The 22,531-nt window shown below is 57.9% G+C and carries 13 protein-coding genes; 2 read left to right on the forward strand and 11 right to left on the reverse strand.

The features are described 5' to 3' along the window. Nucleotides 1–45: 45 nt before the first annotated feature. The 4 genes from ACR0L4_RS19005 to glf form a co-directional block, all read right to left on the reverse strand. Nucleotides 46–1,926, reverse strand: coding sequence for a glycosyltransferase family 2 protein (locus tag ACR0L4_RS19005; RefSeq protein ID WP_480514643.1), 1,881 nt, complete (start codon nucleotides 1,924–1,926; stop codon nucleotides 46–48). Between the two features lie 29 nt (nucleotides 1,927–1,955). Further along, complete coding sequence (locus ACR0L4_RS19010; protein ID WP_480514644.1) at nucleotides 1,956–2,726, reverse strand: hypothetical protein; 771 nt, start codon at nucleotides 2,724–2,726, stop codon at nucleotides 1,956–1,958. A 66-nt stretch (nucleotides 2,727–2,792) separates the two neighbouring features. Further along, complete coding sequence (locus tag ACR0L4_RS19015; RefSeq protein WP_480514645.1) at nucleotides 2,793–3,470, reverse strand: sulfotransferase; 678 nt, start codon at nucleotides 3,468–3,470, stop codon at nucleotides 2,793–2,795. A gap of 95 nt (nucleotides 3,471–3,565) precedes the next feature. Further along, on the reverse strand, nucleotides 3,566–4,711 hold the full coding sequence (glf, locus tag ACR0L4_RS19020) for a UDP-galactopyranose mutase (protein ID WP_170754339.1): 1,146 nt from the start codon (nucleotides 4,709–4,711) through the stop codon (nucleotides 3,566–3,568). Nucleotides 4,712–5,237: 526 nt separating this feature from the next. Between glf and ACR0L4_RS19025 the strand changes: the two genes are divergently transcribed. Then, on the forward strand, nucleotides 5,238–6,437 hold the full coding sequence (locus tag ACR0L4_RS19025) for a hypothetical protein (protein WP_480514646.1): 1,200 nt from the start codon (nucleotides 5,238–5,240) through the stop codon (nucleotides 6,435–6,437). A gap of 81 nt (nucleotides 6,438–6,518) precedes the next feature. On the opposite strand, the gene ACR0L4_RS19030 is transcribed toward ACR0L4_RS19025, so the two are convergent. From ACR0L4_RS19030 to ACR0L4_RS19055, 6 genes are all read right to left on the reverse strand, one after another. Further along, nucleotides 6,519–9,752 (reverse strand): hypothetical protein, encoded by a 3,234-nt coding sequence (locus tag ACR0L4_RS19030; protein ID WP_480514647.1) that lies wholly within the window; start codon nucleotides 9,750–9,752, stop codon nucleotides 6,519–6,521. A 215-nt stretch (nucleotides 9,753–9,967) separates the two neighbouring features. Beyond that, nucleotides 9,968–13,240, reverse strand: a complete 3,273-nt coding sequence (locus ACR0L4_RS19035; protein ID WP_480514648.1) for a hypothetical protein — start codon at nucleotides 13,238–13,240, stop codon at nucleotides 9,968–9,970. Between the two features lie 260 nt (nucleotides 13,241–13,500). After that, nucleotides 13,501–14,733, reverse strand: a complete 1,233-nt coding sequence (locus ACR0L4_RS19040) for a CAP domain-containing protein (RefSeq protein ID WP_480514649.1) — start codon at nucleotides 14,731–14,733, stop codon at nucleotides 13,501–13,503. 242 nt (nucleotides 14,734–14,975) lie between these two features. Then, the gene (locus ACR0L4_RS19045) at nucleotides 14,976–15,224 is read right to left on the reverse strand and encodes a hypothetical protein (RefSeq protein ID WP_170754083.1); all 249 of its coding nucleotides are present in this window, start codon (nucleotides 15,222–15,224) and stop codon (nucleotides 14,976–14,978) included. A gap of 115 nt (nucleotides 15,225–15,339) precedes the next feature. Then, nucleotides 15,340–16,017 carry a YjbF family lipoprotein gene (locus tag ACR0L4_RS19050; protein WP_480514650.1) on the reverse strand — a complete coding sequence of 226 codons (678 nt, stop codon included), beginning with the start codon at nucleotides 16,015–16,017 and terminating at the stop codon, nucleotides 15,340–15,342. Beyond that, the gene (locus ACR0L4_RS19055; protein WP_480514651.1) at nucleotides 16,014–18,197 is read right to left on the reverse strand and encodes a YjbH domain-containing protein; all 2,184 of its coding nucleotides are present in this window, start codon (nucleotides 18,195–18,197) and stop codon (nucleotides 16,014–16,016) included. Before ACR0L4_RS19055 ends, ACR0L4_RS19050 begins: the two co-directional genes overlap by 4 nt. Before the next feature lie 390 nt (nucleotides 18,198–18,587). Here ACR0L4_RS19055 and ACR0L4_RS19060 point away from each other — a divergent pair, with 390 nt between their 5' ends. After that, nucleotides 18,588–19,634 carry a helix-turn-helix transcriptional regulator gene (locus ACR0L4_RS19060; RefSeq protein WP_480514652.1) on the forward strand — a complete coding sequence of 349 codons (1,047 nt, stop codon included), beginning with the start codon at nucleotides 18,588–18,590 and terminating at the stop codon, nucleotides 19,632–19,634. On the opposite strand, the gene ACR0L4_RS19065 is transcribed toward ACR0L4_RS19060, so the two are convergent. Continuing rightward, nucleotides 19,629–22,283 carry a Mur ligase family protein gene (locus tag ACR0L4_RS19065; RefSeq protein ID WP_480514653.1) on the reverse strand — a complete coding sequence of 885 codons (2,655 nt, stop codon included), beginning with the start codon at nucleotides 22,281–22,283 and terminating at the stop codon, nucleotides 19,629–19,631. The genes ACR0L4_RS19060 and ACR0L4_RS19065 overlap by 6 nt on opposite strands. Nucleotides 22,284–22,531 lie beyond the last annotated feature (248 nt).

Consider the following 22,531-nt stretch of genomic DNA (forward strand, 5'->3'; position numbering starts at 1 on the left):
GGTTGTGGGCTGTTAGCCCGGCTGACGGGATGGATGCAACCAGTATTAGAGCGTTCCGTTGAGTTGACCCACCAACCTAGGTATAGGGGGATTGAAATAAGGGTCCAGCGGGCCGGTCAATTGATGCCAACCTCGGGTTCGCGCAGCCCGAATTGCCTCGAACCGAAAGCGGCTGCGGGCGGCGGAGGACAGGCCTGAAAAATTCCAGACCTCCCATAAAGCCCTTGCATAGAGCCTTCTTGGCCAATCAGCGGGCAGGTTGGCACGTATGTTGGTGGACCAGGACGCGGCGGCCGCCTCGATCGCCTGCGCCAGGGCTTCGGGTGTGTCCGCTGCGATCCAGAGTTGTCGGCACTCAGGGGCTTCGGCACTCTCTGCTCCTGGCCACGCGAAATAGAGCGTCCGGCGCGCGGACAGCGCGGCACCAATGCCGATTTGCCAGTCGGCCCGGGGGCCCGTGCCAAAAGACAGATTGTTCTCGGTCAGAAAATCGCGGCGAAAGATTTTTGCCGTTGGGTGGCAGTGCAGCGCAAGCGCCCGATCTGCGTCGAGGCGCAGAAGACTGGTTTCAACCGGCTCCGTTTCCAGCAATGTCATGTCATGAAAGCTCCGGTGCACAGGGCTTGTCTGGGTCAGGCCAATGCGGAACTGGGATATACCAAAATCCGCGTTTTCCCTCAGCATAGTGTCTGTCCAATGTGCGAGTGCAGCTGGCATCAGCCTGTCGCCCGCATCGGCGAACACCACCATTGCGCCCTGAGCCTGTTTAAGCCCCGTGTTGCGCGCTGGCCCCGGTCCGGGGTGATCGCTGGTCAGCGCCCGCGCGTCCAAAAGCCCCAGGCGGTCTGTAAACGCCGCTGCCCGCCTGTCCGTGGAAGGATCATCGGTGACGATCAGGGTTTCGAAACCCCTCTGGGTTTGTCCGGCCAACGCGGTGAGTGTCACATGTAGTGCTTCTTCCTGTCCGTCCCACGGGACAATCACGCTGAGCGGGCAGGTGCCGTCCAGTTCCAGCCTCCAGCTGGGGGGCAGCTGGGGGCCGGGCAGGGGGGGCAAACCCATTGCGTGCAGCCAGCCCCGCGCTGCAGAAATGAATTGAGCCCTGCGCGTGGGGCTACGCAGCGCGGTGCTGCGTTCGTGAAACAGCCGGTGGGCCAACCTGGACAGCGCAGGCTGCCGACCGGGCTTTTCAGGACCTGCCATGATCTCTGACAGCGCGTCGAGCACTGTCAGTTGTTCGAACACCCGGTCGGAATCGGTGGCGGTAATCTGTTCCGGCCGCCCCCGCGTCTGCAGATAGAGCGGTTGCGGCAGGTGCAAAATCGCTTTTGTTCGTGCAGCAGCTCGCAGAAAAAACGCGTGATCCTCGAACCAGGTTCCCACGTCAAAGCGCAATCCTTCGATGAGGTCGCGGCGATACAGCTTGTTCCAGGCAGAGGGAAAATGCCTGATCGCGTCTTCCCAACTGTCCAGGGGCCAGAGTTGTGGTTCGGCACCTTTTTCCAATACCGGTTTGTCATGGATGGCCGAGTGGGTGTCGCTGTGGCCATCGGAATGTATGTTACGCAGCCCGCACGCGACCCATTCGGCATCGCTGTTTGTCAGTGCGGCATGCATCTGCCCAAGGAATTCGGGGTCATATCGGTCGTCACCGTCGAGAAATGCAATGAACCTGCCACGTGCAACATCCAGCCCTGTATTACGCGCCCCAGACAGACCAAGATTGTTTTGTCGGATCAGCCGGAAGCGCGGGTCGTCACCGATCGCCTCGCGCAGCCGGGCCGGGCTGTCATCGGTCGAGCCATCATCGACGACAATCGCTTCGAAATCGGTAAACTGCTGGTTGCACAGGCTGGTCAGGCAGGCTGCGATGTGATCCTGAACATTGTGGACCGGTACGATGATGGAGATTTCTGGCAATGACATGAGCGTTCTGTGATGTGGTTAGCCAAGAGTCAGGCGCTGCACAACAGGTCAGGGATTTCAGCCAGTCGTGCTTTTACCAGATCAATCCCCTTGAACAGGTTGTAACTATTGCGTGTATTCTGTCTGCCGCTTGATCTGATCATCTTTTGGAATTCGGTTATTTGGGCGGTGTTCAATCTTTGCTCAAGCCCCATGAAGACCCGCGTTAGGCTCTTTTTTATTACTGCCTCGTCCGCTGCATACAGTTCTTCGAATGAGATCGTAATAGGGGTGATGCGGGCTGTTTGGAGTGCAGTCCAGGTTCGGTTTAGGCGGGTGTGTGCCTGCATAGCGCGGCGGATTATTCCATCAGCGTCCAGAGGAACTTCCATGGCTGCGGTCACGCATCCTTTGTTTGCCGTTTCCACGTGTTCGGGGCCCCAAATCGCTGTTCTGGTTGCATATTCCAGAGACAGGATGCGTTCCAGGAAGTTGCGCCTATACAAAAAGATATGCCGATACCCATGGGCAATCGTGCAGTCGACTAGAAACGTGTTAAGCCGTTTCGGAACCGGTTCGACACAATGTTTGAAATTGGGTCGTGCTGAGCAAATTTCATCGAGTCCCTGCTGCAGTGCTATTTTGTTCTTCGTGCACCTCCAGTCTTTTGCGAGATGGCCGTGAATACGTCGAGGATTAAAGGGTTCATCCCTTAGCTGAGGTCGGTCCGAAATGGTGTTGAGGCAATAGCTAAGGTTTGTTCCGCCGGTGCGTTGCAACGTCCAAATCACAAAAGGAACCTGTATTCTCGGTAGTGTCATTCCTAATTTTGCCCCGACTTGCTTTTGTGGCCTCGGAGTTAGGAGACGGTTATTTAGGATTTGTTGTCAATTCACGTGATTGAGCGGTTTGGAGAAGATCGCCTCGACCGTATCACTGCTATAGTCGTGCCCGACAAAGGTGAAAAGCCGTTCGATCTGCGAATGGTCTGCGACGTAATCGTCATAGTGCATCAGGATGGTACGGTCGGACGATGTGTTGTAATCATTAAACCTTTGATTACATTTTGTTATCCTCTCTTCGACCATTTGCGTGTTCAGCTCGGCAAACCAGCCTGACTTGGCCACATCGCTTGCATTTCTGGTGTTGAAAACAATCCGGGCATTGGGAAAACTCTCTAGCAGGAAATCCATATAGGCCTTGAACTGTGCCGGCCCCATGACGTTCGGCATGTATCTGATTTCTTTGAACCCCAGCCGTTTTGTGTCGCCCTCCGGGCGCAGCACGTGCGTCACAAAGGCGTCAAGCAGCGCGTGACGGAACATGAATGGCTGCATCGCTTCGGCGCCGAACCAGGGCTCGTCCGGGTTCTGCGTTTTTCTTTTACGTCCCAGTATTTTGGTTTCGTTGATGGTTTGAAACGCTTGGTAGAGGTGGAACAACGCGTTGTAATTCTCACCCCGAATGAGCGTGCCATCCAAGGAATTCAGCAAACTTTGCAACAGAGTTGAGCCGGACCGACCGTAGGTCACAACAAAAATATACTCGTACTCTTTAAACGCCATGCGACCTCGGTGAGAAGAAGACTGAACAGCTTTATTGGTAAATTACCGCACACAAAAGAATTTTTCCAGCAGGCACTGATTTGATGAGGTCGCGATTAAAGTGGTGAGGCAGCAAAGGCCGGCATCGTTGTGCCTTTGGCGACATGGTTCAGGAACATCTGTGCGGTGTCCAAGGCCTCGCGGATCGTCACATCCATATCCAGATATCGATAGGTGCCCAATCGACCTACGAAGGTGACGCGGGGGGTCTGTTCGGCCAGGGTCACGTACTCGCTCAGTAAAGCTTTTTCCTTGACCAGACGGATCGGGTAATAGGGGATATCGTCAGGGCCGCAAGCGCGCGAAAACTCGCGATAGCAGACAGTGCCGTCGTGGCTTTCCCAAGGGCTGAAATGCTTGTGTTCGGTGATCCGGGTCCAGGGGGTGTCGCGGTCGCCATAGTTCATCACCGCACAGCCTTGATAGTCGCCCTGATCGCTGAACCGTTCGAAATCCAGCGTGCGGTAGCCCAACCGCCCCAGCCGGTAGTCAAAATAGCCATCCAGTGGACCGGACCAGAAGACGTGGTCGAATTCGGCCCCATCCCCCGGCGCGAACAGCGTGTCCAGATGCACGGTTATCTTTGGATGATCCAGAATACGCTCGATCATCGGGGTGTAGCCGTCTTCGGGCATCCCTTGGAAGCGGTGGAAAAAGTAGTTGTCGTCGTAGTTGAATCGCAGCGGCAGGCGCTTGAGGATTGAGGCGGGTAATTCAGTGGGCGAGCACCCCCACTGCTTTTCCGTGTAGCCCCGGAAGAACGCCTCATAGAGGCCGGGTCCGACGAAGCGCAGCGCCTGATCCTCGAAGGTTTGGGGGTCGGTGATCGATGTGTCGGCCTGCTCTTCAATGAAGGCACGTGCTTCGGCGGGGCGCAGAGTACGCCCATAAAACTGGTTGATCGTATGCAGGTTGATCGGCAGTGAGTAGATCGCCTCCTGCGAGGTGGTCATGACCCGGTGCTTGTAAGGCCGGAATTGGGTGAATGAATTAACGTAGTCCCAGACCTCTTCGTCGTCGGTATGGAAGATATGCGGACCGTAGACATGGACCATCACCCCGGTGTCATCATCGCGTTCCGTGTGGCAGTTGCCGCCGACATGTGCGCGTCTGTCTACGATGGTGATCTGATGTCCCTGCTCGGCCAGGCGGCGCCCGATCACTGCCCCGGACAGCCCGGCTCCGACGAGAAGAATTTTCATAAAATACGACCGTTTGCTGCTTAAAAGACGGGACTTGACCAAGTCTTTGCAGACCGTCCCTGAGATTACAACATTGGAGTTGTAGGGCCATCGCCGCTCTGCGGCTCCGTTGCTCATCTGCGAGAGCAACAGAGCCATAAAGTCAGGTCAGAACCAGTGCCCCGTCGCAGTGGCATGTACCACTGCCGGAGCCGCAGCGCCGGAGCTGTCCCAGACATTGAGCGTCACGCTGGTTGCGCTCAGGATGGGTGTTTGACCCGATGCGAAGGGGATCGGAAAGGTCCGGATGTCGCTGGCTGCCTAGAGGTCGTAGAGTTTTGTGCAGATTTGGGGAGCCTTGCGCGAATGCAATGAAACCAGGCCTAACCAATCGCCCGGTCCGGTCATCATTCAATTGCCGCGGCTGGAAAGAGTGGGTGCCGAGTCGCGGCTGTTCAACCGCTGTTCGTGGGGCTATGAAGCAGAAAGTCGGAATGAGCGGAATTGATTTGGGATGCTGATAGGGTTTGAAAAACGGTTCTTGTTCGTGGCCAGCACAAAGACGGCTTCGACTTCATTGGAACAGGTTTTGAGGCCGCATACAGATATTGTTCGTGCCGGGACTGCGCAGCGGAAGCATATTGCATTGCGCGACATCTTCCCGACTTACGATTTCCTGTTTTCGCAACCGGGTTACCAACCAGAGAGTTTTTTCAAGTTTGGTGTGATGCGCGACCCGTTAGACTGGATCCGTTCGTGGTATCGTTATCGGTTGGGTAACAAGGTCGAAAGCCCGCTACCCGAGGGCATGAGTTTTGCCGAATTTTGGGCGCGGCAAGACTGGAATATTTTGCAAGGCGACGGGCGCAGGAACCTGCAGCGCAATATGTTTGTGGATCATGACGGTCAGGTATTGGCTGATGTGATCATCCCCTATGACCGTCTGGACAGCATGTTTCACGAAATATGCACGGCATTTGGTATTTCCCGGAATCTTCCGCACGCGAATGCCAGTCGCATTCAGGAGATCGAACATTTGCCTGCCGGGTTGGAAGAAGAGATACGGGATTTCTACGCAGAAGATTATGCGCTTTATGCCGAGCTGGATGCGATCAATGCCGAAGGTATGTCCCGGCTGCGCTCGGGGCAGGGGAAGTTCCGATCCGTCGGAGAGCGTGCCGAGGCTGTGCCTTCGGCGGAGGCACCGGAACGGCATGTATTTGTGTTCAGCTACTGCTCCGAGGCTGGGGCTGCAGTACAGGGCGCGCTGAACGATCTGCCCGGCTACTGCATTCGGGGTGAAAACAACGACACTGCCTTGCATCTGATGCGCGCGCAAAGGGCCGTTGCGGCTGATCCCCGTTATGGCGCAGAGCAGGTACGCCCCTGGGATTACGGGCGTGCCCTGGCCCAGATTTTCACGGAGAAAGTTCTGACCCCACCGGAAGGAGCACGGGTTGCGGGATGCCGATCCACGCTGATTCCAGACAAAACGGCCATCCTGGATCGCTATGTGACTTTCCTGTCCGAGCATTTCGACAACGCTCAAATCCTATTCGCGACGCGCAGACATGTCGATGTCGCCGCAGAAGGCAGTAATGATCCTGAGCGTTTTGAAGACATCGACGGGTTTTACCGGACTTACCACGATGAGCACCCTGATCGGTGCCACATGATCGACTATGACCGCTGGGTATCGGACCCGCAGTGCCGGTCCGACCTCTTTGCCTTTCTCGACAAGGACTGAGGGGCGACAATATCCGGCTCGCAGTACAAAGCCCGGGCGTTTGGCCCGGGCTTTTTAGTGTTCAGAGCCGTTTTGGGTGATTTAGAGCAGAAGATCTTCTGCGAAGATGAAGTCGCCTTCGACCAGTGATCCTTCTGCCACGTTCAGCAATGTCAGGGTGTTGCCCAGACCGTCGCTGATCACCGCATTCGCGCCACCGGACAGGTGGGTGGCCTGCAGGTCGGTGAAATCGGTGATGGCTGCCACGCTGCTCAGGTCGATCCGGTCGCTTGCGCCAAAGTCGGCCACCTGATCGACCCCGTCCGAGAAGACAAACGTGTCTCCATCGCCACCGCCGCGCAGGGTGTCGTTTCCGCTGCCGCCGTCCAGTGTGTCTGCACCAGAGCCCGCTGACAGGCTGTCATTGCCAGCTCCGCCAAGCAGCGTGTCATTGCCGGCCCCGCCGAAGAGCGTGTCGTTGCCACCACCGCCCAGCAGGCTGTCATTGTCGTTGCCGCCGCCCAGAACATCCTTGCCCTTGCCGCCGAAGAGCGTGTCGTTGCCATCTTCGCCGAAGATCCGGTCATTGCCCGCAGCCCCGCCGAGTACATCGTCGCCCAGCCGGCCAAACACGGTGTCGTCACCGGCACCGGCAAAGAACTGATCATTGCCTTCACCGCCATCCATAAAGTCATTGCCCTGACCGCCATAGGCGATGTCATTGCCCAGCTGGCCAAAGATCTGGTCTTCACCGTCGCTGCCGCCCAGAGTGTCGTTGCCGTCACCGCCTTCCAGCGTATCGGCACCTTCACCGGCGAACAGCTCGTCCCGCCCGTCGTCACCGACCAGCGAGTCCGCCTGATCGCCGCCCAGAAGCGTGTCGCCGCCAAGACCGCCTATCAAGGTGTCGCGGCCCTCATCGCCACGCAGAACGTCCTTGCCGCCGTCGCCAGTGAGGAAGTCATTGCCACTGAGACCAGTCAGGCTGTCGTTTCCGTCACCGCCGTACAGCGAGTCGTTGCCGTTTTCGCCACCCTGGATCGTATCTTTGCCACCCTGACCGTCGATTTGGTTGTCTTGGCCGTCCTTGCCGGTCAGCGTGTCGCCGAAGTCGCGTGAGCCGCGGAGTTCCTCGAAGTTACTGAGCTGGTGGTTGAAGGCCTCACCGCGCCAGGTGCCGGTGGCAGTACCAGTGTTCAGGTTCACGTTCACCGCCTCAACGCCGGTCCGGTCATAGCGGATCAGGTCGATCCCGTCGCCGCCATCGGCGGTGTCATTGCCTGCCATCAGGATGATCTGATCGTTCCCGGCGCTGCCGATCACGCTGTCATCCAGCATCGTGGTGCGAACTTCGCGCAGGTTCTCAACCCCGTTGATCGTGTCCTGACCACCATACCCGTCTTCGCTGACAATGCCGGTGGACAGGTCTATATCCATACCGGTGGTCGCGTTCCACCATGACGATCCAAACCGGATGTATCCATCACCGTTCAGAATATTAAATACATCATTGCCGTACATGCCCATGACCAGCAAAAAGCCGTCGGTCACCGGGCTGATGTTGAAAACGTCGTCATGGTCGGATCCATAGATGCCAGCACCGCTGAGCTCGGACGTCATAGCCCGGTTTATGTCGATTATGGTCGTCGTGCCATTCGGCCCTTTGTCGATACCGGCTGTGTTCGTATCACCATCGATCGTAACGGTTACACCTGTAGAGAGCCCAAAATTATCTATTTCGACATAGGCATCCGGTGAGCTTAAGTCTCTGAGATCAATGGTGTCATCACCAGCTCCAGCCAGAATAAAGTCGTTCCCGGAGTTGTTGCCAGGGTTGAGATAATCGTCCCCATTTCCACCGAATAGCATGTCCGACCCAGCGCCACCCAGAAGGCTGTCATTGCCGTCTTCACCCCGCAGCGTGTCGTTCCCCGCGCTTCCTTCCAGCGTATCATTCCCAAACCAACCATACAGCGAGTCGTGCCCGGTTCCGCCGATGATCGAGTCGTCGCCAACATCACCATCAATGGTGTCGTTGCCAGCCTGACCATTCAGAAAGTCATTTCCGCCAAATCCATTGATCGAGTCATTGCCGTCACCGCCCCGAATTTCATCGTCAAGAAGGCCGCCGATGAGGGTATTGTCGAACTCGTCGCCGGTGATGTCCAAGGCCGCCGCGAGGATTTTACCTTGTATCGAGTGGCCGTCCGAATCCGCCAGTGCATCGGTCCAGGACACAACGATGCTGCCATTGTTCAGGGCGGCAATGCTTGAATCGTCGGCATCTGTCTCGCCACTGGACAACAGAAGTGCATCCGTCAGGGGTGTTCCATTGCTATCGAAAACACGCCCGCGAATATCTGTTCCGCCTTCTGCATTGGCTTCAGTCCAACTGACACCGACCCACCCGTTATTCAGGGCTGCGATGTCCACCGCGCTTTCAACCGCGGCCAGATTGGTATCCACACGAATTGCCGTTGGGTTCTCCAGGCTGTCCTGATCGCCGAAAATGTACAGGGTTATACCGTCTGTGCCGTCAACTTCACTGGCATATGCAATGGCAAAACCGCCATCTGATAGGGCTGCAAGCTTGATATCCGTGTCCGCATCAGAGGGGCCGACAGGATCGAATTCGAGCATCGGGCTAACGACAAGCCCTGTGGCACTGCGGATCTGAATATAGACGGGGTTTGTGGAACTGGTCCCTTCTTCCGTCGCCGCGATCAGCACGTTCCCGTTGGCAAGCGTGACGATGTCCACATTATCATAGTCATCAAGGGCGTCACCAATGCTGTATACCCCAACGTGGCTACCGTCTGCATCTTTCACATTGAGACGGAGATTTTCAAAAACGGATGACTGGTATAGCGTGTGCTGATACCCGTTGTCGGCCACCGTAAGCGCAAAATTCCCGATTTTGGTCGAGTTCTGAACAAGGGACTGCGTCCGGGTGATCGACCCGTCCGTGGGGCTAATTGAAGCGGTATATAAGTCTGTTCCGCCGCCGAATATGCCATCGTCACTGTTCCAGCGTAGCAGAATACTGCCATCCGCGTTTTCGGCGATAACCGGATCACCCAACATCTGCACGTCTGCGGCCGCCCCAGTATAAGGCAGCACATAGGTCCCCGTTGCGGTTTCGACCGGAATGCCATCAGCAGAATAGATCGATACGGCCAGCGTATCTGTGGTGTCAAAGTGGTTTCCATAAACAACCGCGAAACCGCCACCTGACAAAGCATGCACTGTTGATCCGAATTGCGCCCCGCTCTCAAATCCGTTTAGCTGAAATTCATTCGTAAGCTCGATTACCGTCAGTTGTGTGTCAATCGCCAACGTATTTTACCTTTAGTATTCCAATTTCCCCGATAGGCACTTCAATATGAATGCGGTATTTCGTCAATATCAAACATCTGAAATTAATATCACTTTTTTGGATTTGTATTGACTAAAGCGTATCATAGATACACTTTTGAGTTTGATAGTTTGCCAAAAGGCCCGGGTCAATCACCCGGGCCTTGTTTAATGTTCTGGAACCTTCTGGTGATCAATCAGAAGATGAAGTCGCCGTCGACCAATGATCCTTCAGCCACCCCGAGCAGGGTCAGGGTGTTGCCCAGACCGTCGCTGATCACCGCATTCGCGCCACCGGACAGGTGGGTGGCCTGCAGGTCGGTGAAATCGGTGATGGCTGCCACGCTGCTCAGGTCGATCCGGTCGCTTGCGCCAAAGTCGGCCACCTGATCGACCCCGTCCGAGAAGACAAACGTGTCTCCATCGCCACCGCCGCGCAGGGTGTCGTTTCCGCTGCCGCCGTCCAGTGTGTCTGCACCAGAGCCCGCTGACAGGCTGTCATTGCCTCCGCCGCCGCGCAGAACGTCGTTGTCTGCCCCACCGAAGAGCGTATCGTTGTCCGCTCCGCCCGCTAGGCTGTCATTGCCGATGCCGCCGCCCAGAACGTCTTCTCCCTTGCCGCCAAAGAGCGTGTCATTGCCATCTTCGCCGAAGATTTGGTCGTCGCCAGCAGCCCCGCCGAGCACGTCATCGCCCAACCGGCCATAGACTGTGTCGTTGCCTTTGCCGGCAAAGAACTGGTCATTCCCCTCGCCACCATCCATGACGTCATTGCCCTGACCGCCATATCCGATGTCATTACCCAACTGGCCAAAGATACGGTCGTTGCCACCACTGCCGCCCAGGGTGTCATTGCCATCACCGCCTTCCAGCGTATCGGCACCTTCACCGGCAAACAGCTCGTCCCGACCATCGTCACCGACCAGCGAGTCCGCCTGATCGCCGCCCAGAAGCGTGTCGCCGCCAAGACCGCCTATCAAGGTGTCGCGGCCCTCATCGCCACGCAGAACGTCCTTGCCGCCGTCGCCAGTGAGGAAGTCATTGCCACTGAGACCAGTCAGGCTGTCGTTTCCGTCACCGCCGTACAGCGAGTCGTTGCCGTTTTCGCCACCCTGGATCGTATCTTTGCCACCCTGACCGTCGATTTGGTTGTCTTGGCCGTCCTTGCCGGTCAGCGTGTCGCCGAAGTCGCGTGAGCCGCGGAGTTCCTCGAAATTGCTGAGCTGATGGTTGAACGCCTCACCACGCCAGGTGCCTGTTGCAGTGCCGGTGTTCAGGTTCACGTTCACCGCCTCAACGCCGGTCCGGTCATAGCGGATCAGGTCGATCCCGTCGCCGCCATCAGCGGTGTCGTTGCCGGCCATCAGGATGATCTGATCGTTCCCGGCGCTGCCGATCACGCTGTCATCCAGCATCGTCGTGCGCAGGCTTGTCAGATTCTCAACCCCGTTGATCGTGTCCTGACCACCATACCCGTCGTCAGCGACGGTACCGGTCGACAGGTTGACGTCGACACCGTTGAGCACATCGGACCGGCGGTAATCCAGCCGCACATGAGAGGCGCCGGCATTGATGTTGAACGTATCGTTCCCTCCCTCGCCGATGACGGCGATGAATGAGTCTGCGTTGGGGCCCGACGTGATGTTGATGATGTCGTCGTGATGGGTGCCGCTGATATCCAGCCCCCAATCATTGATTGCGTTGGAGATATTGATGATCTGAGTGGTGCCATTGATGCCCTTGTCAACCGAGGCGTTGTTGGTGGCCCCGTTCACTGTGATGGTCGCACCCGCATCCAGGTCCCAATGTTCCAGTCCAACACCGGCGTTGGAGCCCAGGTTCGAAAGGTCAATCGTGTCCTGTCCGGCCCCGGCGATGATGGCGTCATAGCCTTCGGTATTGCTGCCGGGGTTCAGCGAGTCATCGCCATCACCCCCTTCAAGCCGGTCGCTGCCGCCGCCACCCAGCAACGTATCATTACCTTCCTGGCCATAGAGAGTGTCTTCACCTCCGCCGCCACGGATGCTGTCATCACCACCACGGCCTTCGATATACTCACCCACGGCGTTGCTGCCGATGATCGTGTCGTCGCCATCGCGTGAGCCGCGCACTTCTTCGAAGTTGCTGATCGTGTGGTTGAAAGCTTCCCCGCGCCAGGTGCCGGTGGCTGTCCCGGTCTGCAGGTTTACATTCACCGCTTCGACCTGACTCCGGTCATAGCGCAGCAGGTCGAATCCGTCGCCTCCATCAGCGGTGTCGTTGCCTGCCATCAGGATGACTCGGTCGCGACCGTCGCTGCCAATGACGCTGTCATCCAGCATCGTCGTGCGGATCTCCGACAGGTTTTCGACACCGTTGATCGTGTCCTGATCACCGTATCCGTCATTGCTGACAATGCCGGTGTTGAGATTGATATTGACACCGCTGGTAACGTCGGATTGGCGATAGTTGAGCCTTACAAAACCGTCACCGGCAAAGAAGTTGAACGTGTCGTCTCCCTCGCGGCCGGTCACCCCCAGAAACGTGTCTTCATCATTAACCGGGGTAATGTTGAAGATATCGTTGTGGGAACTACCAAAGACGGAAAGACCCCATGTAAAGGTATTACCCACATTGATAATCTGGGTTGTTCCATTGGCACCCTTGTCGACAGAGGCCGTGTTTGTCTGACCATTTATCGTGACTGTCACGCCCGCATCCAGATCCCAATGTCCAAGACCCACAGAAGTAGTGCTGTCTACATCCGAGAAATCTACGGTGTCCTGACCTGATCCGGGAACGACCTCGTCATAGCCATCATCATTGGTGCCCGGATTCAGCGAGTCATTGCCATCCCCGCCGCGCAGCGTGTCGCTGCCTTCAAGGCCGAGAATGGTGTCGTTCCCGGCACCGCCCTCCAGTTCATTGTCCCCGGCATCGCCTACAATCGAGTCATTCTCTGTGCTGGAGCCGGTCAGAGATGTCAGAGGGATATCCTTGTCCGGGCCAAATGGGCTGGAGGCAGGGGGAATATCAAAAGTATCCAGATTGTTGTTGAGGAAGCTGTTGAAGTCGGCCAGCGTATTGAAAGTGGGCAGAGTGTCTCCGCCCAATAGGAAAATGTGTTGGCTGTCGACCGTACCGAACGGCGGTACAGTGACGTCGTTTTCTTCGAGGATCAGGATGGTTGAGACCCGCGCAACATTGCCGGCGTCTGTCCAGTTGAGCTGAAAAATTGACGTGTCAGGCTCGCTTTCCGATCCTTGAAACAATCCTCCGTCCACGCGGACATTATAAAGGTCCAACTCGACATCGACATACAGGTCGTCTGGTGCAGAATCGCCAGGTGCCAGCGGCAGAACGCTGTAGCGCATTGTCGTAATGTCGTCTCGTACGGTCAATTCCAGCGTTGTGCTGGACTTTACACCTACATCTGCATCGATGTTATTGTCGTAGTAGCTGCTAAAGCCGTTGAGCATATAGGTTGTCATCTGGAATATCCCCCTGAGATTATTTACTTTGGCTGCACACGCTCGGGTGTGCTTGGTCAAATTCGATTTTGTGCCCAAAATATGGGCCTATGATCTGCTGCTATCCCCCGTGGGGAATAAAAGCAGGCGGATTTTTACCGGTCAATCAAAATGATAGCTTACTAAGGAGTGACTTGTGGGCGTTGTAACAGATGGCGTGCAACACAAAGCCCGGACGCATGGCCCGGGCTTTTTTGTGCTTCGAAATTATCTGCTGCGGATCAGAAGATGAAATCCCCGGCATCCAGCGTACCTTCGCCCACGCCCAGCAGGGTTAGGGTGTTGCCCTGACCATCGCTGATCACGGCTTCGGTCCCGCCGGACAGGTGGTTGGATTGCAGGTCGGTGAAGCTGGTGATTTCATTCTCGCCCCTCAGGTCGATCCGATCACTTGCGTCAAAATCAATCACCTGATCGATGCCGTCCGAGAAGACAAATACATCGCTATCGGCTCCGCCGCGCAGCGTGTCGTTGCCGTTGTCGCCGTTCAGCGTATCGCTACCGGCCCCGCCATACAGCAAATCGTCGCCATTGCCGCCCCACAATGCATCCTGTCCAGCGCCTCCGCCAGCGGTGTCCTTGCCGCCGCCGCCGTAAATCTGGTCATTACCGCCTTGTCCCCACAGCGCGTCCCGACCACCGCCACCGCGGATTTCATCGTTCCCGTCATCGCCATGAACGGTGTCATTGCCGGTGCCACCCCAGATCAGGTCGTAGCCACTGCCGCCGCGGATGAGGTCGTTCCCGCCACCGCCGCCGATCTGGTCGCTGTCATCACCGCCATTGATCGTGTCGTCCCCGGTGCCGCCCCAGATCGTGTCTTGCCCGGCATTGCCGGTCAGCGAGTCATTGCCACCCCGTCCGGTTAGCGTGTCATCGCCACTATTGCCGATCAACGTGTTGGAACCACCGTTGCCATTCAACACCAGATCCGGTGGAGGGGCAGGGGGCAGAGGGGCAGGATCACTGCCGCTGCTGCCATTGTCGATCTGCAGCGGTGCGCTGGTGCGGGCAAAGTTCTGCGTGACCATCACCGCTTCGTACGTTCTGCCGCTAGTGGTGGTATAGTCGCCAACCTCGATGCCGATGCCGATCACTTCGAAATTCGGGTTGAGGATATTGGCGCGATGGCCGGAACTGTTCATCAGTGACTGGTGCAGGTTGGCCACGTCATCTTCAAACCCGGTCGCACCGCGTTCGCTTTGCCAGGCGATGTTCTCGCCCCATGTCCAGCTCCCGGAAAAAGCAAACCCGGCGTCCCGCATCCGGTCGCCGGGGTCCGAGCCGTCCAATCCGGTATGTGAGAAGAAGTCCTCCTCCAGCATATATTCGCTGTAGTCTTCCGCCGCATCGTTGAGACGCAGTTCAAGCTGCAGGGGGTTGTACCCACGCGAGGTCCGTTCTGCGTTGATCAACTCCAGCATCAAGCGTTCGAGTGAGTTTGCCTGTGACATTCAAATGCTCCTGTGCCTGTTCGGGGGATGGCACGGGTTACGCATTCGGTGCAATCGGCCTGACACAGCTTGGAAGTATCCCGCTCATATAGGGCGCAATCTTGGCGGGAATTTGCCGCTGATAGGGCAGGGCCTGCTCTATTGCGAAGAGCAGGCAGCTTTCAAAAGTCGATGTAAAAGGATGCAAAAAGAAACCCCCCTGCCAAACAGGGGGGGGCTTGATTGTAACTGGATGTTAAACGTCAGTCACTTGTCGTCGTCGAGGTCGTTGTGGAGCCACCGTCACCATCGCCACCTCCGGCGGCAATGGCGATGCCCCCAATCACGATGGCACCTGCGACAATTGCAGTGGTGGAGACGGTCGTTCCTGCCACAGCGCCTGCGGTGCCCGCGCCCTGCGTGACGACCCCGGCCTCGGGGACGGTTTGTGCACTCGCAACATGTGCCGTGGCCCATATGGCGATAAGAGAACTCGCTATTACTTTTTTCATAATCACAGAAACCTCTGTCGATGGAACTCCAACGCAGTTTAGTCGAAGACACAGCCTTTTTCAACGTAACCATACAAGTTTGAGACATGTAGGGTGTTTTGCTGCCGCGCTAAGCCTAGCGTGTAAGCCGCCGCAAGCGCAGGTAGCCGATATGGGGGCCGGCCCACTGCCGGGACTGCCATACCAGACCGGCGGACTCATCCACCCAAAAGTCGTTAACCACCACGCCACCGCCACCTTGGCAGCGCTGCTGCAGGTGCCGTGTGTTGTGTCTGTATTCGACGATTTCGATCACCTTCGGCCCGAGATCGACCAAATCACAGTCCAGCGCCAGTTGCACCTGCCGGTTGTCCAGGGAATGGATCATCTGAACATGCGTGCCACTCGACGCCGGACCGGGCTGGTTGCCTGCCACCCGTACCGTGCTGGACAGAAGATCGCCGCGCATACCGCGGGTTTCGATCAGAACGCCGTTGCGGGTGGCCAATGTCACATCGTCGTCGCTGCGCCAGACGATGATCCGGCCCGGAAACCGGTCCGTCCGTTGGGCATTGACATAAAGGTAGGCCAGCAGATCGGCGCGCTCGCGCGTGATCTCCATGAAGGATCCGTCAAGTACGTCCAGATCCGCCCGGCGCAAAGGTGGGCGTTCGGCCGGAGGGGCGGCCCTGCTCTGTACAATGACCTCTTGACCGGCCTCAATGATTTCCAGTTCCAGCGGGGGCTGCTCTGTGCCACCGGAGCAGCCGGTCAGGATCAGCAGAGCCAGGGTGAAGACTGTGCGCCGGGTCATTGCCAGAACCTCGGCCAGCCATCGCTGAGCGCCTTCTGATGGGCATCGCGGACCTGCCCGTAAAGCCGCCCCGGTACAAACACCCGTGCCCCGCCGTCGCGCTGAATTGGGCGGATGGTCAGGCCGACCCGCCGTTTGGTGGGTTTCCCCAGAAACCAGTTCAGCGGCATGCTGAAGCGGATGCCCTTGTCGAACGACCCTTCGCCGAATTCTTCTGAGGATACATTGGTCAGGGTAAAGAACCCGCCGACCGACCAGCCATTGTTGAAGACGCGGTCGATACCGAACGTGGCGCCGTAATCTCCGGCCAGATACCGTCCGGCGTCGATCTGCCCGTGAAAGCCGTTGTTGAAATCCATATAGGCCGAGGCATGCCCGGTCACGATGTCATAATCCTGAAATCCGAACAGCTGATCGAAATCGCGTTTGACGGCATAGTTGACTTCGACCCCCAGCCCCAGTTGGCTGTCCACCGGTTTCCACAACAGTTCTGTCGACAGGCCGCCATAGCCGTACTCGAAGTAGCCGCCTGTGACCCGAGCATAGAAATCTTTCCCCGGACGCCAGTATTTCGCCGCGTAGAGGTTGTTGATCGTGGTGCCGAACTGCGCATATTCCAACTGATCGGTGCGCACCGGGGGCAGTTCCGATGAGGATGCGGTGCCGTCCTTGACATTGCCAGCCAGGCGCTGGCGCAGGGTGCCCGAGAGGATCCAGCCCGGGGCGGGACGGTACGCGGCGCTCAGATCAAGTCCGACATCTATGAGGATTGGCTGTTCCGGGTCAAAATAGGCGGGCGCGAAATAGGGTGCCAGCGCCCAGCTGAAATCCGGGTAGATGTCTGTGAATACCGTCGTGTCGGATAGCGAGGCCGCATCGCTGAAGGTACTTGCGGCCAGCATCGCGTCCACGGCGTCGGGGGCGAATTCCAGTTGTTCCAGATCGGACCGGCGGATTGTCGTGGTCGACAATCCCATGTTGCGCGACGTGAGCACCAGATGGAAGGTCTCGACCGACGGAGGCATTGTCCGGGCCATGGCCCGCGCGGCCCGGCCGATCGCGGCGGCATTGGGCAGATAGCGTGTGTTACGGAACCGGATTTCGGCCGAATGCGCCGAGACATCCAGGGACTCCAGGATCAGCCCATCCTCGGCCAGCACCGGATCGACCCGGTCGCGCAGGGTCAGAGCCGAAGCCCGGCTTTGAGCCCAACTGGTATCCCATGCAGCCGGGTTGCTGGCCCGGCTGGGCCGCAGCAGCACCGGCTGTGGAGCGGGCTGGCGCAGCGGCGTTGGCGGATATTTCGGGTTTAGCTGGAATTGCGCATTGATCCCGAAGCTGGAGCCATAAAGGTAGTAGGCACCCAGCCGGGTGCGCGGTGTGGCCTGGTACTCGACACCGAAATTGAACGAGGATTTGCGTTCGAACACATCCGAGGACTGGGTTTCAAGCTCATACGCGTCCGACGAGTATTCCACCTTGAAGCCCAGCTTGTCGTTGGCCTGCCATTCGATGCCGCCAAAGGGCGCAAACGGGCCGCGGAACCATTGATCCACCGATGGTTCGCCCCCGACATTGTCGTCGCCATTGAAAACCGGGCGAACACCGGTCGAGCCGATCGAGCCATCCGACCCCAACCGCCCCCAACCCAACCCGGCGGTCAGCTTGAGTTGGCCGGGGGTGCGCGAGGAACCCAGGGCAGGGGTCTGGAAGGATTTGGTGGCGACGATGTACTCGCCCGAATATAACCCGGTGCCCGCGAAATCCTGCAGACCCAGTGTGAGTTCGGGCAAATATTTGCGCTCTTGCAGCAGGCGCAGGCGCAGATCGAAGCTCCGGTCGTAATAGGTCGAGAACCCAAAGAGGTCCAGATCCTGAATGCCGGAATAACGAAAGCTGCCGGACAGCCACGGTGTGGCCTGGAATGTCAGGGTGAACCGGGTCTGGCCTGCGAAGTTTGAAATCCCGGTGGTGAACTGACCTTCAGGCAGCATCTCGGCCGTAGGCATGTCGATCAGACCGGGAGAGCCGTAGAAATTCAGCGATGGGGTGGGTGGGGTGACGAAGTCAGGTCCGGTCGGTTCGGTATCCTGCGCCTGAGCACTCATGGCCAAAAATGAGGTGAGCAGAACCAAGCCGCTTTTTGCCCCGCAGTCGCGGTTCGCAAGGAAGCTCAACATACCCGTATCACGTGCATCGGGGAAATTCTGCCTGTACTTCTTTTTAAAATCTAAAGAATTTAGACCACACGTCCCCGTGAGAATCAATGTGATACATGGGCAGATCTCCGATGCAGAGCCGCGCAATACCGCTATGATTGTATCGGGAAGATTCCTCTCAATCATATGTATCTATGTGATTGGCATATTCCCGCCGGTTTTACCTTCTTAATGAAGGTGATAGGGCTATCATAAGTCTCATTCTGGGTGTTTGCTTGCCCGGTTTTTGAGCTTTTGTTACTCTATTCAAGCAATTTTGAAGAAAATTTATTCTGTAATTGGTTTCGGGGGTAGTCGGGAGACATGTCTTCAAGTGATTGCGATTTGAGGGACAATAATCGCCGGGTTGAAATGGCATCACGGCTGGCGGCGTCGGCTGATGTCAGTGCGGCATTTATCGGAATTATGGACTGGCGGCGGCGCAAGCTGGTCGACGGTTGGCTCGGACAAGGCCAGCGGGGTGCCGAACAGGGTGGGGCCGAGGTGACGGGCCTCGTGTCCAAGGCGCTGGCGACGTTTCTGTCCTGCAAACAGCCCGATCCGGCATTGTTCTCGCCCGATCGGCAGCGGCCCCGGGCAAAAGAGACGGAGACCTGGCTGCAGTCCACTCGCTATCTGATCGGTATAGGCGAACGGGTTGGCGAATTCGCCCCGGTGATGGCGCTGGTCAACCCCGCGTCGGTGGCCGTGCCTAGCGGGTTGATGCGGCTGGCCCGCGTCGGCCTGACATATGCCGACCAGATCCTTCACGACTATTCTGGCACCCGACGTGAGCACCCAAGAACTGGGCGCGGGGGTATTCCGGAAACCATCCTGCATAGCCTGTCCTTTGGGTTTGTGGCGACCGATGCCAACGGGGTTGTTGGATACATGACCAAACAGTCCCGACAATGGCTGGAAGACAGCAAGGAGCTATGCGTGGCAGGCGGTCGGCTCACCGCGCGGATGCCGCAGAACCAGAAGATGCTGCTAAACGCGTTGGCGTCGGCCACCGGAGAAGACGGGAAGTTGTCGGTGGTGCAGCTTGATGTGCCGGACGGGCTGCCGCAGACCATCAGCGTGCTGCCGCTGGGGGCGTCGTCCGGTCAGGCGCTTGTAGTATTTAGATATGTGCCCAGCGATGATGCCCTACGCGACGGGTTGTTGGAAACTATGGGGCTGACTGTGGCTGAACAACGTCTGGCCCGGCAGTTGCTGACGGGAAAATCGCTGGCGGATGCGGCTGCGGAAAACAATCTGACCATTTCAACTGCACGCAGCTATCTCAAACGGATTTTCGCCAAGACGGGTATTCATCGGCAGAGCCAGTTTATAACGCTGTACCATACGCTGGTGCCGCCCCTGTTGGTTGGAACCAAAGCCCCTATGGAAGAGCCGCATCCTGATACAGGGCTATAACCCGGCTCGGGTGCGGTACCTGTCTATATGGCCAAAGGCCAGATCGGGCGCGATCATCAACACCACTAGATCGTCGGGCTGGGCTGTATCCAACATCTTTGCAACCAGCGCATCGGTATCTGTGCCGGTCAGAATCTGGTCTTCGGTCGCGCCCTTGGCCATCAATGTCTCTCGCGAGACTTTCAACATCTCCTCTTCGGGGTTATCCCCCGTGTAATAACCATATTTGCGGAGGCTTCCGGGATTGGGCAGCACTGCGATCCGGTCAAAGACCGGCAGCAGATGCGGGCCACAGCTTTCCAGTTTGAAAGGGCCAGCATTACCCAGAACCTGCACCGCCAGAAGGCGGCGGCCGGTTACCGGCAGGGCTTGTACGATCCGACAGAGCTCGGCCACGCCGGTGTCGTTATGGGCATAGTCGACCAGCATCGAAAACGGCAGGCCCTCAATCATGTTGTAGCGGCCCGGGCTCATCTCGCGACTGTTCTCAAAGCCAGAAAGCGCGCGGCGGATCACATCGCCGGGTAGGTTCTGCGCATCCGCCAGAGCAATGGCAAACATTGCATTCAGCGTGTTGAAACGCAGCAGCCCGTTCAGCGTGGCGGGGATGTCAGCGACCGGCATGACCGGGATACGCTGCGATCCACGCGCCATGATGATCCAGTCGGCACCGTCCTGCGGGGCGACAAAGATACCGTCGCCACCCTGATCCAGATGCGCGACCAGCGCCGGAGCCTCGGGGGACCGGGCCACCAGTATGCGGCGAGGCGCTTTGACAATCTCCAGCGCTTGCAGGCACAGCGGGTCTTCGGCATTGATCACCACTGCATGATGCGCCCGTGCGATCACGCTGGCTTTGAGCCGCGCCATATCTTCAAGCGTCTCGACCCCGTTCTGCCCCAGATGATCCTTCTGCACATTCAGCAAGGCCGCCACATCATAGCGATCACAGGCCTGACCGAAGCGGATCAGCCCAAGGCGCGGCATTTCGAGAACGGCGGCCTCAACTGCGGGATCTCCGAACAGCAGTTCGGCCCCAGGCAGACCGCTGAGGTTTTCGGTGTCGATCTTGTCCCGCCCGACCCATGTTCCGGACGTGGTGCAGACACCGGCAGTTTTTCCGGCGCTCTGCCAGATATGATGCAACATCATCGACGTGGTGCTCTTGCCATTGGTGCCAGTAATCGCTGCGGTTGGGATACGGGCGGGGCGGTCGGCAAAGAGGGTGTCCAAAATCTCGCCATTGATGTCCCGGTCGGGATTGCTCAGCCAATGGGGGCGAAATCCCGGCTGGGCGTTGACCTCGCATATTGCGCCGCCACCCTCACGGTAGCTGACCGAGATATCGGGGCAGATGAAATCGATCCCCGCGATGTCCAGACCAACCAGCCGCGCGGCGCGCAGCGCGGCATTCCGGTTGTCGGGATGCACCTTGTCAGTCACATCGACGGCAGTGCCGCCGGTGCTGATATTTGCCGTCCGGCGCAGGGGCACGAACCGGCCTGCTTCCGGGATGCTGTCGGGCGTCAGGTCTGCCTCCGTCAGACAGGCCAGCGCCTCGTTGTCGCGGGGAATCTCGATCAGCGGGCTGCGCGTGTCACTGCCGCGCCGAGGATCGGCGTTGAGTTGATCCAAAAGCGCGTTCACGGTCTGCTGCCCATCGCCTGTGATACCACCAGGGATGCGTCGTGCGGCCATCATCATCTGTCCGTTTACCACCAACAAGCGGTGATCCTCCCCGGGTATGAGGGCTTCAATCACCATACCCTGATCCTGCAGCCTCGTCGCGGCGGCAAAAGCCTTACCCAGTTCCGTGTCCGACGTGATCCCGACATGCACCCCGCGCCCCTGATCCAGGGCCACCGGTTTCAGTACCACGGGCCAGCCGATATTGGCTGCGGCAGCGCGGGCCTGATCCAGTGTGCGCACGAACCGCTGCTGCGTCACTGGCAGCGCCGCCCGCGCCAGGCGTTGTATGCAGAAATACTTGTCACGCGACAGCTTTTCGGCCAGCGACCCGGTGTGGTCGGTAAACCCACCGCGGAGCCTGCGCGCATGGGCGCCCCAACCGATCTGCACAGTTTGCTGGTTCAGGACTGTCACTGGCATGTCCCGTGCCATTGCCGCTCGGGCAAAACGCATCGAATTGGGGGATAGGCCAATGGGGTGTTCCCGCTCGAGGAATCCGGACAGGCGCTGTTGCGCTTCGGCGTGAAGGTCCTGTGTGCCCGATGCCAGTGCCGTCAGCGTGGCAATCATTAAGTCAGTTGCCTCACGCAGAAGTTGTTGTCGCTGCCAGGGCAGGGCCAGCCGGATGTGATCAGGGGACTGGTTCAGAACTTGCGCCCGGCCCACTGCCGCCCGGGCCCACAACTGCAATGCCACGATCAATGCCGCCGACAGGTCCGCCAGCGCCGCTGTGCCGCGCCCACCAACCAGTAGTGGGCTCACCCAGTCCGGCCCCAAGATGTCGGGGGCAGCGCCGGTCGGGGACAATTGGGCCAATCCGTCCAACTGCCCAAGACGCGTCAATGTAAGGTCGGGAACCGGAGTGACGATGTCCAGATCAAGCAGGGCGGTTTTGCCCGCGATGTCATATTTGCAGCCGTGAAAGAAACTCAGCGACCGGACCTTAAGACATGGCTGCATATGTGCACCTTCTGCTACCCGTAGTGCAGGGTCTATCACGTTTTCCGATGGCTGCCGGGGCTGAACGATCCGAAGAATGGACAACGTGCGTTTCGTTGATGGATTTGTGCCACAAGCACCCAGATGCGCCGGAAACGAAACCAGACATTTTTCAAAATTGTTTCCCGCTTAAGTGGTTTATGTCGCCCCTTGGCCCCAATGGATTAAAATTTGTCAGAATTTGGGCAAAGTTATTGACGAGCAACACG

The sequence above is a fragment of the Ruegeria sp. AB5 genome (assembly GCF_056542645.1).